Annotated in this window: 11 protein-coding genes; 10 read left to right on the forward strand and 1 reads right to left on the reverse strand. The window is 54.4% G+C overall.

All coding sequences use genetic code 11. From position 1 onward, the window contains the following. Positions 1-63 precede the first annotated feature (63 nt). From dnaA to JQU52_RS00025, 5 genes are all read left to right on the forward strand, one after another. Complete coding sequence (gene dnaA, locus JQU52_RS00005) at positions 64-1,530, forward strand: chromosomal replication initiator protein DnaA (protein WP_230339180.1); 1,467 nt, start codon at positions 64-66, stop codon at positions 1,528-1,530. A gap of 21 nt (positions 1,531-1,551) precedes the next feature. Beyond that, positions 1,552-2,655, forward strand: a complete 1,104-nt coding sequence (gene dnaN / locus JQU52_RS00010; RefSeq protein WP_230339181.1) for a DNA polymerase III subunit beta — start codon at positions 1,552-1,554, stop codon at positions 2,653-2,655. Positions 2,656-2,773: 118 nt separating this feature from the next. Further along, a complete protein-coding gene (locus tag JQU52_RS00015) occupies positions 2,774-3,139 on the forward strand; it encodes an SRPBCC family protein (RefSeq protein WP_328301445.1) in 366 nt (121 codons plus the stop codon). 271 nt (positions 3,140-3,410) lie between these two features. Beyond that, a complete protein-coding gene (gyrB, locus tag JQU52_RS00020) occupies positions 3,411-5,801 on the forward strand; it encodes a DNA topoisomerase (ATP-hydrolyzing) subunit B (RefSeq protein ID WP_230339183.1) in 2,391 nt (796 codons plus the stop codon). A 165-nt stretch (positions 5,802-5,966) separates the two neighbouring features. Continuing rightward, positions 5,967-6,377 (forward strand): hypothetical protein, encoded by a 411-nt coding sequence (locus JQU52_RS00025; RefSeq protein ID WP_230339184.1) that lies wholly within the window; start codon positions 5,967-5,969, stop codon positions 6,375-6,377. Positions 6,378-6,457: 80 nt separating this feature from the next. Here JQU52_RS00025 and JQU52_RS00030 read toward each other — a convergent pair whose 3' ends face one another. Beyond that, a complete protein-coding gene (locus JQU52_RS00030; RefSeq protein ID WP_230339185.1) occupies positions 6,458-7,270 on the reverse strand; it encodes a cytochrome C assembly family protein in 813 nt (270 codons plus the stop codon). A gap of 209 nt (positions 7,271-7,479) precedes the next feature. On the opposite strand from JQU52_RS00030, the gene ffh reads away from it, so the two are divergent. From ffh to hpaC, 5 genes are all read left to right on the forward strand, one after another. Further along, positions 7,480-8,841 carry a signal recognition particle protein gene (gene ffh, locus JQU52_RS00035; protein WP_230339186.1) on the forward strand — a complete coding sequence of 454 codons (1,362 nt, stop codon included), beginning with the start codon at positions 7,480-7,482 and terminating at the stop codon, positions 8,839-8,841. 200 nt (positions 8,842-9,041) lie between these two features. Then, complete coding sequence (locus JQU52_RS00040) at positions 9,042-9,371, forward strand: hypothetical protein (protein ID WP_230339187.1); 330 nt, start codon at positions 9,042-9,044, stop codon at positions 9,369-9,371. A 118-nt stretch (positions 9,372-9,489) separates the two neighbouring features. Beyond that, positions 9,490-12,336: a valine--tRNA ligase gene (locus JQU52_RS00045; protein WP_230339188.1), complete on the forward strand. Its 2,847-nt coding sequence runs from the start codon at positions 9,490-9,492 to the stop codon at positions 12,334-12,336. A gap of 591 nt (positions 12,337-12,927) precedes the next feature. Then, a complete protein-coding gene (gene hpaR / locus JQU52_RS00050) occupies positions 12,928-13,383 on the forward strand; it encodes a homoprotocatechuate degradation operon regulator HpaR (RefSeq protein ID WP_230340607.1) in 456 nt (151 codons plus the stop codon). A gap of 128 nt (positions 13,384-13,511) precedes the next feature. Continuing rightward, positions 13,512-14,021: a 4-hydroxyphenylacetate 3-monooxygenase, reductase component gene (gene hpaC / locus JQU52_RS00055; RefSeq protein ID WP_230339189.1), complete on the forward strand. Its 510-nt coding sequence runs from the start codon at positions 13,512-13,514 to the stop codon at positions 14,019-14,021. The last annotated feature ends 233 nt before the right edge of the window (positions 14,022-14,254 follow it).

Here is a 14,254-nt window from a genome sequence, read left to right on the forward strand (position 1 = left end):
CATCCCGCATCAGCCCAACCCCGCGGCCTTCACGCCGCACCCACACGAAACCTCCGCCACAGCATGACCATCGCAGAATTTTGGCCTTTATGCCTCCAGCACCTCAAGCAGCAGCTGTCTACCCAGCAATACAGCATGTGGATAGCACCGCTGACCGTGGGCGAAGAAAACGGCCAGTGGCTGGTGTACACCCCCAACAATTTTTTGTTCGGCCACGTGAAAAAACAATTCTGGCCGCACATTCAGGCAGCCAAAGCCGAGCTAGCACCTGCCGATGCGCCTGATTTAGCTTTAAAAATCGGCCAGGGCCTGCGCTTGGAAGCTGCCGGCAATGCCGCGCCCGCTGCGGTCAATACCACCGCCAAACAAGCACCCAGCGCCGAGCAAATCATCGGCAAACACCTGCAAGCCCAAAGCTCATCTGCCACGCCAGCCACACCGGCGCCCACAGCAATACCCGCACCCAACGCCGCAGTGCCAGACGACAACACCACCCCCGCCAAACGCGATGCCCAGCGCCTATCGCCCGAATTCACCTTCGACACCTTGGTGGTGGGCAAAGGCAATGAAGTGGCCGTGGCCGTGGCGCGCAGCATTTCCGAAAACCCCGGCGGCCATTACAACCCGTTTTTTCTCTACAGCAGCCCGGGCTTGGGCAAAACCCACTTGGTGCAGGCCATCGGCCACACCTTGCTGCAATTGCAGCCCAAGGCCAAAGTGGCCTATATCCACGGCCAAGATTATCTGCGCAGCGTGATGAACGCCGCACGCAACAACACTTTCGACGCACTCAAACAAAAATACAAGCAATACGACTTGCTGATTTTGGACGACGTGCAGTTTATTGCCGACAAAACCCGCACCATGGAAGAGTTTTTTTATCTCTTCAACCACTTTTACAACGAGCGAAAACAGATTATCCTCACCTCCGATGAGCTACCTGAAAACATCGACGGCATGGATGTGCGCCTGAAAACCCGTTTTTCACAAGGGCTTACCATGCGCCTAGAGCCGCCGGAATTTGAAATGCGGGTGGCTATTTTGCAGAAAAAAGCCCAACTGGCTGGCGTAAAACTGGAAGAAGACGCCGCCTTTTTTATCGCCAAACACATTCAAGGCAGCGTGCGCTATTTGGAAGGCGCCTTCAAGCGCGTGGAAGCCAGCAGCCGCTTCACCGGCAAGCCGATTAATATCGACCTGGCCACCCACGCCCTAAAAGACCTGGTGGCCAGCGCCTATAAAGTGATTACCACCGAAATGATTATGGAAGCCGTGGCCGGCTATTACAAAATCGGCATCGGCGACTTGACCGGCAAAAAACGCACCCGCAATATTGCGCGGCCGCGGCAAATGGCAATGATGCTCACCAAAGAGCTCACCAGCCTAAGCCTACCGGCCATCGGCAGCAGCTTTGGCGGACGCGACCACACCACCGTGATGCACGCCGTCAAAACCATTGCCGACTTGCGCAAAGAAAGCCCAGACACCGAGCGCGACTACCAAAAACTATTGATTTTAATTAAAAATTAACCATCCTCAGAGGGATACACCATGTTGATTTTACAAGCCGAACGCGACACATTGCTCAAGCCCCTGCAAGCCGTTACCGGCATTGTTGAGCGCCGCCACACCCTGCCGATTTTGTCCAACGTATTATTGGAAAACAGCGGCGGCCAAACCAACATCCTCGCCACCGATCTGGAAATCCAAATCAACACCGCCGGCCCGCAAAGCAGCGCCGACAACTTCCGCATCACCACCAACGCCAAAAAACTGCAAGATATCCTGCGCGCCCTTCCCGACGGCGCATTGGTGTCGCTGGATTGGGCGCAAAACCGCCTCACCTTAAAAGCCGGCAAAAGCCGCTTCAACCTGCAAACCCTGCCCGCCGAAGATTTCCCGTTGATGAGCGTGGGCGAAGACGTGAGCGCCGCCTTTTCCCTGCCGCAAGAAGCACTAAAAGAAATGCTGTCGCAAGTGCAATACGGCATGGCCGTGCAAGACATCCGCTATTATCTCAACGGCTTGCTGATGCAAACCGAAGGCGACCAACTGCGCCTGGTGGCCACCGACGGCCACCGCTTGGCTTTTTCCGCCACCACCATCAACGCCGATTTGCCGCGCGCCGAAGTGATTTTGCCGCGCAAAACCGTATTAGAGCTGTTTAAACTGCTCAACCACCCCGGCGAGCCGGTTACCGTAGAGCTGCTCAACAACCAAGTGCGCTTCCGCTGCCAAGACACCGTGATTGTGAGCAAAGTGGTGGACGGCAAATTCCCCGACTACAACCGCGTGATTCCGCTGGACAACGACAAGCTGTTTTTGGTGGGCCGCACCCAGCTTTTGGGCGCTCTGGAGCGCGCCGCCATTCTGGCCAACGAAAAATTCCGCGGCGCGCGCCTGCACATCAAACCGGGCGTGCTCAGCGTAACCTGTAGCAACAACGAACAGGAAGAAGCCCGTGAAGAGCTGGAAATCGCCTACCAAGGCGACGAATTGGAAGTGGGCTTTAACATCAACTACCTGATGGACGTGCTGCGCAACGTACACAGCGACGACCTGCAACTGGCCTTTGGCGACGTTAACCGCTCCACCCTGTTCACCATCCCCAATAATCCCAATTTCAAATACATCGTGATGCCGATGCGGATTTAAAACCAAAAATTGCGCCATGATTTGATAAAAGGCTGCCTGAAAACATTTTCAGGCAGCCTTTTTTATGCACCGGGTTTTAAAGATCCAAGGCTACCTGAAACCTTAAAACCCCGTCATTATTGCCGAATTTGATTCAGCAATCCACACCACCGCACCCGCCGCCGTGATTTTTAAAATTTATGAAGATGTCGCCAACTGGCACCGCTGGGATCCAGACACCAAAACGGCACAGCTTAATCCGGGCTTGGCGCTGGGTGCCACAGGTAGCCTCACCCCCAGCAAAGGCAAAACCGTGCCCATCGAAATTACCGCCTTTGCATTAAATCGCAGATTTACCGCCACCAGCAAAACCTTGCTTTTCCGCTTGGATTTTGAACATGAGCTTACCCCCACGAAAAATGGCACCCTGATTCTACACCGGGCACGCTTTGGCGGCCTGCTAAAACCTTTGCTCAGTAGATTGCTGGGGCCGCAAATGGATTAAAGGTCTGCCCATCACATTGCAGCAGCTGAAAGCACTTGCCGAAGCCACCCACGCCAGCAACACCTAAGCCCCCAGCACATCAATTAGGCTGCCTGAAAACAAATTGCAGATCGCCAATCTTTCAGGCAGCCCTATTCCACCTTCACTTCACCCCACCCAACTCAAGACAACGGCGCTTATCTGTACTGAAAACTAAGCCATTTTCTGATATAATGGCGTGTTTGTTTCAGGCAGTCGCCCTGTTTGGCGGCGCAACAGAAAAGACCCCTTTATGACACAGCAACAACCTGCCGATTACGGCGCCGACAGCATTAAAGTTCTCAAAGGTTTAGACGCGGTGCGCAAGCGTCCCGGTATGTATATTGGCGACACCCAAGACGGCACCGGCCTGCACCACATGGTGTTCGAAGTGCTCGACAACGCCATCGACGAAGCCTTGGCCGGGCATTGCAACACCATCACCGTGGCCATCAATTCCGACAACTCCATCACCATCGAAGACAACGGCCGCGGCATCCCCACCGACATCCACCCCGAAGAAGGGCGCTCGGCGGCCGAAGTGATCATGACCATCCTGCACGCCGGCGGCAAATTCGACAACAACAGCTACAAAATCTCCGGCGGCCTGCACGGCGTGGGCGTGTCGGTGGTGAATGCTTTATCCGACTGGCTGCGCCTCACCATCTACCGCGACGGCAAAGAGCATTTTGTTGAATTTGCCCGTGGCGACGTGGTGTCGCCGCTCAAAGTGGTCGGCCCCACCGATAAAAAAGGCACCCGCGTGCAATTTCTGGCCAGCACCGACACCTTCGGCCTGGTGGAATACCATTTCGACATCTTGGCCAAACGCATCCGCGAATTATCGTTTCTCAACAACGGCGTGGGCATCGAGCTTACCGACAAACGCGACGGTCGCCATGAAAACTTCGCCTTTTCCGGCGGCGTGGCCGGCTTTGTGCAATACATGAACCGCAGCAAAACCGCCCTGCACGAAAAAGTGTTTTACGCCAATGGCGAAAAAGACGGCTTGGGCGTGGAAGTTGCCATGCAGTGGAACGACAGCTACCAAGAAAGCGTGCAGTGCTTCACCAACAACATTCCCCAGCGCGATGGCGGCACCCACCTCACCGCCTTGCGCCAAGTGATGACGCGCACCATCAACGCTTATATCGAAGCCAATGAAGTGGCCAAAAAGGCCAAGGTCGACACCAGCGGCGACGACATGCGCGAAGGGCTCACCTGCGTGCTGTCGGTAAAGCTGCCCGACCCCAAATTCTCATCGCAAACCAAAGACAAACTGGTTTCCAGCGAAATCGGCCCGGTGATTAACGAAATCATCAGCCAGGCGCTCACCGAATTTTTGGAAGAAAACCCGGTGGAAGCCAAAATCATCACCGGCAAAATCGTCGACGCCGCCCGTGCGCGCGAAGCGGCACGCAAAGCGCGCGAAATTACCCGCCGCAAAGGCGTGATGGACGGCCTCGGCCTGCCCGGTAAATTGGCCGACTGCCAAGAAAAAGACCCGGCCTTGTCTGAACTGTATCTGGTGGAGGGCGACTCTGCCGGCGGCTCGGCCAAACAAGGGCGCGACCGCAAATTCCAAGCCATCTTACCGCTGAAGGGCAAAATTTTGAACGTGGAAAAAGCCCGTTTCGAAAAAATGCTCGCCAGCCAAGAAGTGGCCACCCTGATTACCGCACTGGGCGCGGGCATCGGCAAAGAAGAATTCAACCCCGATAAACTGCGCTACCACCGCATCATCATCATGACCGATGCCGACGTAGACGGCGCCCACATCCGCACCCTGCTGCTCACCTTTTTCTACCGCCAAATGCCCGAGCTGGTAGAGCGCGGCCACATCTACATCGCCCAGCCCCCCTTATTCAAAGCCCGCCACGGCAAACAGGAACGCTACCTGAAAGACGAATTTGAAAAAGACCAGTGGTTGCTGGGCTTGGCCTTGGACAAAGCGCAAATTGTTTCCGGCAACACCGTATTGGAAGGCAACGCCTTGGCCGAAATCGCCAAACAATACCTGCTGGCGCGCAGCGTGATTGAACGCGAAAGCCGCCTAATCGACCCAGTGGTGCTCAGCGCCCTGCTTGATGCCGATACCGATTTGGACTTGGGCAGCGACAGCAGCGTAGATGCCGCCATTGCCGCCATCAGCGCCCACATCCACAACCCCGATATCGCGCTGGAACGCGTGCGCACCGAGCATGGCCAATTGCTGATTAAAATCACCCGCAAGCTGCATGGCAATGTGGCGGTGAGCTATATCGACCAGAAATTTGCCGACGGCAAAGCGCACCAAATCCTGCGCCAAACCGCCCGTATGCTCAGCGGCTTAGTGGGCGACAATGCCGAGCTGGTAAAAGGCGAGCAGCGCACACCGATTAAACGCTTCGACCAAGCACTCAACCAGCTCTTGGCCGCCGCGCAAAAAGGCATGAGCATCCAGCGCTACAAAGGCTTGGGCGAGATGAATCCCGAGCAATTGTGGGAAACCACTATGGATCCGAAAGTGCGCCGCCTGCTGAAAGTGCGCATCGAAGACGCCATCGCCGCCGACGAAGTATTCGTTACCCTGATGGGCGACGAAGTCGAACCGCGCCGTGCCTTTATCGAAACCAATGCCCTAACGGCGCAAGTGGATATTTAAACCAATCACCGAGGCAACCCCAAGCAATTAAAATTAAAGGGAACATAAAATGGCTTTAAATACACATGCGCTGTCGGCTTTGGTGGGCGGCCTTTTGCTGAGCGCCGCCGCTCAAGCACAAACCACCTAATTGTTGAGCACATCCTCTACCAAAATCCGGCCAAAGTGGCCGACCGCATTGCCAACGAATGCACCGAGCTGGGCAGCCATTTCGCCAACACCATTGCCGCCGAAGCGAAAAAACGCAATCTGGCATTAATCAGCAGTGCCGATGCGGCCAGCCAGCCCAACCGCGTGGAAGTGATGATTACCGATGTGCGCAGCTATGGCAATGCCTTTACCGGCCACTATAAATCGGTGGACATTCAAGTTAACCGCTACACCAACGGCCAGCCCGATGGCGAAACCCACATCAGCCGCCGCTCCACCGGCGGCATTGGCGGCGCTTTCAAAAGCTCGTGCAGTGTACTTGACCGCACCACCAATACCTTGAGTAGCGACATCGTCAAATGGCTGCAAAGCCAAGCTACACCAGCCGCAACAACCGAAATCATCCCGGTACCGGCAACGCATTAAAGCAATCCAACGACAAACAGCAATTAAGGCTGCCTGAAAAAGTTTTCAGGCAGCCTTTTGTGTATTGAACAACGCCATCTTTAAACCATGCGCTGCAACACAATCTCCAACACAAATTTACTGCCGATATAAGCCAGCATCAGACAGGCAAACGCCACCAGCATCCATTGCGCCGCCTTCTTGCCGCGCCAAGCTTGGGTGTGGTGTTTAAACAGAATCACCGCATAAATCAGCCACGAAATCACGCCGAACACGGTTTTATGAGTGAATGCCGCTGGCTGGCCGAACACGGCTTCGGCAAAAAAAGTGCCGCTCACCACCGCCACCGTCAGCAACACAAAGCCCGCCCACAAGCCTTGAAACATCAGTTTTTCAATGCTCAGCAAGGGCGGCAGCGACACCATCATCGCCGACATTTTGCGCCGGTGCAGCTGGCGGTTGAGCACCAGCATCAACACCGCCAGCAAAGTGGTGATGCCAAACAAACCGTAAGCCAGCAAGGCCGCGCTGATGTGCAGCATAAACGGCAGATTGTGCACCGAATAGCCCATATGCTGCCCCGGCCACACCGCCGCCAACAGCATCGACAGCGCCGCACACGGATACAGCAGCAATTGCAGGCCTTTCAGCGGATAAAAAAAGCTGCCACACCAATACAGCAACACCATCAGCCATGCCACCACCGTGAGCGCATCGCCAAAACCAATCGCCAGCGTGCGCTCATGCAACACCGGCAGCCACACCACCGAAGTGTGCAGCAATAAAATCGGCACCAGCACCATCAATTCGGTGCGCAAGGGGTAATGCTCGGCAGCGTAGCGGCGCCAAAACCGCCACACACACACCGCCAACACCGCATACAACAAGGCCAGTACCAACAGCAAGGAATTCATAAATGCTTTTCCACAAGACACGCGTGCCGCAAACGGTTTGCGTAGTGTAAAATAAACGCCTTTGCGCTCGCTGCTGTTCAAAAACAGGCAGCCGCAAGCGCGGCAAGATTTCATTTTAACAAAAAGGCTGCCTGAAGTGGCGGCCTTGTTCAGGCAGCCTACACGCCCGTGTGCCTCGCCCTTATAACAGCCTTAAGGCGGACTTGATTATGCTCGACAATTTATCCAACCGTTTCAGCCAGATCAGCAAAAATCTGCGCGGCCAAGCGCGCCTAAGCGAAGACAATATTAAAGACGCCCTGCGCGAAGTGCGCATGGCCTTGCTTGAGGCCGATGTGGCGCTGCCGGTGGTGAAGCAATTTGTGGCCAATGTAAAAGAACGCGCCGTAGGCCAGGAAATCACCGACAGCCTCACCCCTGGCCAAGCCTTTATCGGCGTGGTAAACCAAGCGCTCACCGAGCTGATGGGCAAAGAAAACAGCAGCCTTAATCTGGCCGCAGTGCCGCCGGCGGTGATTTTAATGGCCGGTTTGCAAGGTGCCGGTAAAACCACCACCGTGGGCAAATTATCGCGCCTGCTCAAAGCCGAACACACCAAAAAGAAAATTCTGGTGGTGTCGGCCGACGTTTACCGCCCGGCGGCGATTGAGCAATTGAAACTGCTGGCCGGGCAAGTGGGGGTGGATTTTTTCCCGTCCGACATCAGCCAGCAGCCGGTGGCGATTGCCGCCGCCGCGCTGGACTACGCCAAAAAGCATTTTTACGATGTGCTGATGGTGGACACCGCCGGGCGTTTGGCGATTGATGAAATGATGATGGCCGAAATCAAGGCTGTACACGCCGCCATCAATCCGGTGGAAACCCTGTTTGTGGTCGACGCCATGCAAGGCCAAGATGCGGTGAATACCGCCCAAGCCTTTAACGAAGCGCTACCGCTCACCGGCGTGATTCTCACCAAAATGGACGGCGATTCGCGCGGCGGTGCCGCTTTGTCGGTGCGCCACATCACCGGCAAGCCGATTAAATTTATCGGCGTGGGCGAAAAAATCACCGGCTTGGAGCCGTTTCACCCCGACCGCTTGGCCAGCCGCATTCTGGGCATGGGCGATGTGCTGTCGCTGATTGAAGACGTGCAAAAAGGCATCGACGAAGAAACCGCCCAGCAAATGGCCAAAAAGCTGCATAAGGGCAAAGGCTTCGATTTAAACGATTTTAAAGCGCAAATCCAGCAAATGCGCAATATGGGCGGCATCGAATCGATTATGTCCAAACTGCCGGGCGACATGGGGCAAATGGCCAAACAAGTACCCGAAGGCACCGCCGAAAAAGCCATGGGCCAAGTGGAGGCCATCATCAACTCGATGACCGCCAAAGAGCGCGCCAACCCCGCCTTAATCAAAGCCAGCCGCAAACGCCGCATTGCCTTAGGCTCGGGCACCAGCGTGCAAGAAGTGAATAAAATGCTTAAGCAATTTGAGCAGTCGCAAAAAATGATGAAGTCGCTCACCAAAGGCGGCATGGGCAAACTGATGCGCATGGCCAAAGGCATGAAAGGGATGATGCCGCAGTAAAGCCGTTTGGTATGGGTAATATGCAAGGCTGCCTGAAAGCGGAAATGAACATACGGCACTTGGTGCCGCATCCGCAATGGTGTATCTTGAAAGCCTGTTTGTGCGTTATGGGCGGGAAACCGCATCACCCAACAGCATAAACAGGCGCTCTTGTCTTAGGCGCTCTTGTCTTACTTTTAAAACCCGCCAGGAGACCGCACATGACCATTAAAACCCTACTCCCCGTTTGCGCCCTGTTTGCCTCCGCCACCCTCTTCGCCCAATCCATGCCCGCCGGCGCCATACAAGCCGGCACACTGGCCAATGACAAATTGGTGAGCGACGTATTGCCGCAAATAGTGATATTGGCCAGCACCAAAGGCTGCCAAGAACCAAAAGATGCCCGGCCTTATCTCAAAGCACAGCCCAAAGGCAAAGTGGGCAACCGCATGTGGCAGGAAATCTGGCTGATTCAGTGCCGCAACGGCAACTATCCGGTTGAGGCGCGCTTCCAAGAAGACGCCACAGGTGCCAGTTTCCGATTGCGTTAAATTGCAATATCCCCACATCTGCACAAAGGCTGCCTGAAACCCTTTCAGGCAGCCTTTAAAGCTGATTTGCGCTATAATCCGCCTTTATTTTTCTGCATTTATCCACCATAAGTTCACCATGCAAAACAGCCAATACTCCCCCGCCGATATCGAAACCGCCCACTACCAACATTGGGAACAGCAAGGCTATTTCCAGCCGCACATGGATTTGGGCAAGCCCGCGTTTTCCATTCAGCTGCCACCGCCCAATGTCACCGGTACCCTGCACATGGGTCACGCCTTTAACCAAACGATTATGGACGGCCTAACCCGCTACCACCGCATGAAAGGCGAAAACGTGTGCTGGGTGCCCGGCTCCGATCACGCCGGTATTGCCACTCAAATCGTGGTGGAGCGCCAATTGGCCGAGCAAGGCGTGTCGCGCCACGATTTGGGGCGCGAAGCGTTTTTAAACAAAGTGTGGGAATGGAAAGCCGTGTCCGGCGGCACCATCACCGAGCAAATGCGCCGCGTGGGCTGCTCGGTAGATTGGACGCGCGAATACTTCACCATGGACGAGCGCCGCGCCGCCGTGGTGAACGAAGTGTTTGTGCGCCTGTTTGAACAAGGGCTGATTTACCGCGGCAAACGTTTGGTGAACTGGGATCCGGTGCTGGGCACGGCGGTGTCTGATTTGGAAGTGGAAAGCGTGGAAGAGCAAGGCCAAATGTGGCATATCCGCTATCCGCTGGCCAGCAACCCTGCCGAAGCCGTGATTGTGGCCACCACCCGCCCGGAAACCCTGCTTGGCGATGTGGCCGTGGCGGTGAACCCCGAAGACGAACGCTATGCCCATCTTATCGGCCAAGAATTGCTGCTGCCGCTCACCGGCCGCCGCATTCCCGTGATTGCCGACGAATATGTGGAAAAAGACTTTGGCACCGGCTGCGTCAAAATCACGCCCGCGCACGACTTTAACGACTACGAAGTGGGCAAACGCCACCGCACGCCTTTAATCAATGTTTTCGATTTAAGCGCCAAAGTATTGGCCGCAGCCGAAGTATTCAGCTTTAGCGGCGAAGCACAAAGCGGCTTTGCGCTGCCCCAAGCCTATGCCGGGCTGGACCGCTTTGCCGCACGCAAACAAATGCTGGCCGACCTCGAAGCGCAAGGCTTGCTGGCCGAAGTCAAACCCCACACCTTGATGACGCCCAAGGGCGATCGCACCGGCAGCGTGATTGAGCCCATGCTCACCAGCCAATGGTTTGTGGCCATGAATGCCGCCCCGTGCGACAGCGCCCATCCCGAGCCGGAAAGTGAATTTACCGGCATGAGCTTGGCGCAAAAAGCCAAACACGCGGTCGACAGCGGCCAAGTGCGTTTTATCCCCGAAAACTGGGTCAACACCTACAACCAATGGATGAACAACATCCAAGATTGGTGCATCTCGCGCCAATTGTGGTGGGGGCATCAAATTCCGGCCTGGTATGATGAAAACGGCCGTATTTATGTGGCACGCAACCACAACGAAGCACAAAAACAAGCCGGTGTCGGTGTTGTCCTCACCCGCGACGAAGACGTACTCGACACCTGGTTTTCATCCGCCTTGGTGCCGTTTTCTACGCTGGGATGGCCAAACGACACCGCTGAATTAAAAGCCTTTTTGCCCAGCAATGTGCTGGTTACCGGCTACGAAATCATCTTCTTCTGGGTGGCGCGCATGATTATGATGACCACCCACTTTACCGGCAAGGTGCCGTTTAAAGACGTGTACATCCACGGCATGGTGCGCGACCACGAAGGCAAAAAAATGTCCAAGTCCGAGGGCAATGTGATCGATCCGGTGGATTTGATCGACGGCATTGATTTGGAAAATCTGCTGGTTAAGCGCACCACCGGCCTGCGCCGCCCCGAGCGCGCCCCGCAAGTAAAAAAAGACACTGAAAAGCTGTTTCCTGCGGGCATTCCCGTGTTCGGTGCCGACGCCTTGCGCTTCACCATGGCCAGCTACGCCAGCTTAGGGCGCAGCATCAATTTCGACTTCAAACGCGCCGAAGGCTACCGCAACTTCTGCAATAAATTGTGGAACGCCAGCCGCTTTGTGCTGATGAATGTAGACGGCCACGATTGCGGCCAAGACGAAAGCGCCCCACTGGCCTACAGCTTTATCGACCAATGGATTATCTCGCGCCTGCAACAAGTGGAAAGCGCCGTCACCGAAGCGCTGGACACCTACCGCTTCGACATGGCCGCGCAAACGCTATACGAATTTGTGTGGAACGAATACTGCGATTGGTATTTGGAGCTGGCCAAAGTGCAATTGCAAGGCGGCTGTCCCACCACCCAGCGCACCACCCGCCGCACCTTGGTGCGCGTGCTGGAAGTGATTTTGCGCCTGCTGCACCCGATTATGCCGTTTATAACCGAAACCCTGTGGCAAACCATCGCCCCGCTGGCCAATGCCAAACACAGCAGCAGCATTATGCTGGCAGCGTGGCCGGTGGCAAATCCGGCGCGTTTTGTTCAGGCAGCCTTAGACAAAATGGCGCGTCTGCAAGACCTGATTGGTGCCGTGCGCAACCTGCGCGGCGAAATGGGCTTGGCACCCGGCATCAAAGCGCCTTTGTTTGTGGAAGGCGGCAGCGAATTGGCCGAACTGCTGCCCTATGTGCCGATGATGGCGCGCCTCACCGAAGCTTCACTGGTAGCAACACTGCCTGAAAGCGAAGATGCCCCGGTGGCCGTGTGCCAAGGCGCACGCCTGCTGCTGAAAGTGGAAGTAGACAAAGTCGCCGAAACCGCCCGCTTGAGCAAAGAAGCGGAAAAACTGCAAAAAGCGATGGATAAAATCAGCGCCAAGCTGGAAAAGCCGGGCTATACCGACAAAGCCCCGGCACATCTGGTCGCAAAAGACCGCGCCGAATTGGCCGAATTGCAGGATAAAATGGCCAAAATCAGCAGCCAGTTGCAGAAATACCGCAGCTAATGCTAACAAACCCATGCAAAAATGCATGGGTTTGTTTATGTATTGGCTTCAGCTTGCCGACTTACTATGATTTATTACTTGGCTTTGCCAAATGTATTACACCAATGAAATAGCCGTTTTGAATGAGTAGCTTGACTTTGCAATCTTACTTTATTCAAGTAAAAATAATGCGTTTGTCCTATTTAACCGCATTATTGACCCCATCTATTGGCAAAAACAACATCTTTCTGGTGTCGATTCAATTTTATTTGATGCCTATTATTCATTTTGAAAAGAAGCTTAGGTAAAATGCAAACTTCATGCATTCATGAAACAGAAATAACTCAAAAATAAATGACGCCTTAATGAAACATCGGATTCATTTTTTCAGTCATAGCACTTTGCTTGTTAATGATGGCAACACATTCTTACCAATGCTGCCATCCTATACCAACGCAAATACCTTGATTATAGTAAACGGCTTACTTCTCCCGTCCTGTTCTGGCCAACGTAAGTCATGATCACAGACAGCTTTTAAGCTGAATAAAGCTGCTCCGTTTCTACTGTTACAATCGACCAAAATTAAACAAAATATCTACTAAGGAAATAATGATGGTTACCACCTCCAAACATATGTCGCTCAATATTGTGCTGATCCAGGCTCGTGAAGCCTTGATGTCGCATTTCCGCCCCATGCTCAACGAAATCGGCATTACCGATCAGCAATGGCGCATCATCCGCCTGCTGGCCGAAAACGGCACCATGGATTTTCAAGACTTGGCCGCTCAAGCCTGTATTTTGCGCCCTAGCCTCACCGGCATCCTCACCCGGCTGGAAAAAATGGACTATGTGGTGCGGCTCAAACCCTCCAACGACCAGCGTCGGGTTTATTTGAAACTTACCAAAACCGGCGAATCTTTATACGAAAGCTTCTGTCCGCGTGTGGACGACCGCTATGATCTGCTGCAAGATCGTTTTAGCCAAGCCAAGCTGCAACAACTGGGGCAACTGCTGCAGGAGTTCACCAAAATTGCGGACGAACACACGGAAGCAGAAATAAAAGAATAAGGTAAATTGGTTTTAAATTTAATCCATTACAAAACACCGCCGCCCGGCTCACACCGCCAGCGCTGTTTTATGCTGTAGTACAGGTTTTGCCGTATGAAATCGGGCATTTATTCGCTATAATCGCCGCCATGTCCGATAATCTGCCCCTCCTCCTTGCCCAATCCTACCGCAACGCCATGGCCAATGTGGCCTCCGGCGTGCATGTAATCACCACCGGCGGTGCTGCCGGCAGCTACGGCATCACCATGACCGCCGTTACCAGCGTAACCGATGAACCGCCCACGCTGGTGCTGTGCATCAACCGCAAAGCGGCCATCCAGCCGATTTTACGTGCCAACGGCCATTTGTGCGTGAATGTGCTGTCGGCACAGCAGCAAGATGTAGCCGAGCACTTTGCCGGCATCACCAAGCTCACTCCGCAAGAGCGCTTCGAGCAACATGTTTGGACCGACGGCCCCAGCGGCCAGCCGCAAGTGGCCGATGCCTTGGCGCATTTGCATGGCCGCGTGCTGCAAGCGCACGATATGGGCAGCCACACGGTGTTTTATGTGGCGGTGGAGCATATCCATGTCAACAGCAACGCCGAGCCGGGTTTGCTGTATTTCCGCCGCCATTTCACCCACACCAGCACAGCTTGAGCGGAATAAACCCACTATAGTGAAATGCAGAATAAAGTGCTACGGCGTTAGCTCGCCTTGCCGTACGTGTGTACTGTCTACGGCTCAGCTCAAAGAGAACGATTTACTAAGGTGCTGAAGCACCAAGTAAATCAGCTCCGCCTTGTATCACTTTATTCTGCATTCCACTATATTTTTAAAAAAGGCTGCCTGAAAACATGCTTATCTGTTTTCAGGCAGCCTTTTTTACTGCT

It is taken from the genome of Paralysiella testudinis, from assembly GCF_016894345.1.
Lineage (GTDB): Bacteria > Pseudomonadota > Gammaproteobacteria > Burkholderiales > Neisseriaceae > Paralysiella > Paralysiella testudinis.

Coding starts and splice junctions, on each gene's coding strand:
- dnaA (WP_230339180.1), top strand. CDS start 64: ATGACCATCGCAGAATTTTGGCCTTTATGCCTCCAGCACCTCAAGCAG.
- dnaN (WP_230339181.1), top strand. CDS start 1,552: ATGTTGATTTTACAAGCCGAACGCGACACATTGCTCAAGCCCCTGCAA.
- gyrB (WP_230339183.1), top strand. CDS start 3,411: ATGACACAGCAACAACCTGCCGATTACGGCGCCGACAGCATTAAAGTT.
- JQU52_RS00030 (WP_230339185.1), bottom strand. CDS start 7,270: ATGAATTCCTTGCTGTTGGTACTGGCCTTGTTGTATGCGGTGTTGGCG.
- ffh (WP_230339186.1), top strand. CDS start 7,480: ATGCTCGACAATTTATCCAACCGTTTCAGCCAGATCAGCAAAAATCTG.
- JQU52_RS00040 (WP_230339187.1), top strand. CDS start 9,042: ATGACCATTAAAACCCTACTCCCCGTTTGCGCCCTGTTTGCCTCCGCC.
- JQU52_RS00045 (WP_230339188.1), top strand. CDS start 9,490: ATGCAAAACAGCCAATACTCCCCCGCCGATATCGAAACCGCCCACTAC.
- hpaR (WP_230340607.1), top strand. CDS start 12,928: ATGGTTACCACCTCCAAACATATGTCGCTCAATATTGTGCTGATCCAG.
- hpaC (WP_230339189.1), top strand. CDS start 13,512: ATGTCCGATAATCTGCCCCTCCTCCTTGCCCAATCCTACCGCAACGCC.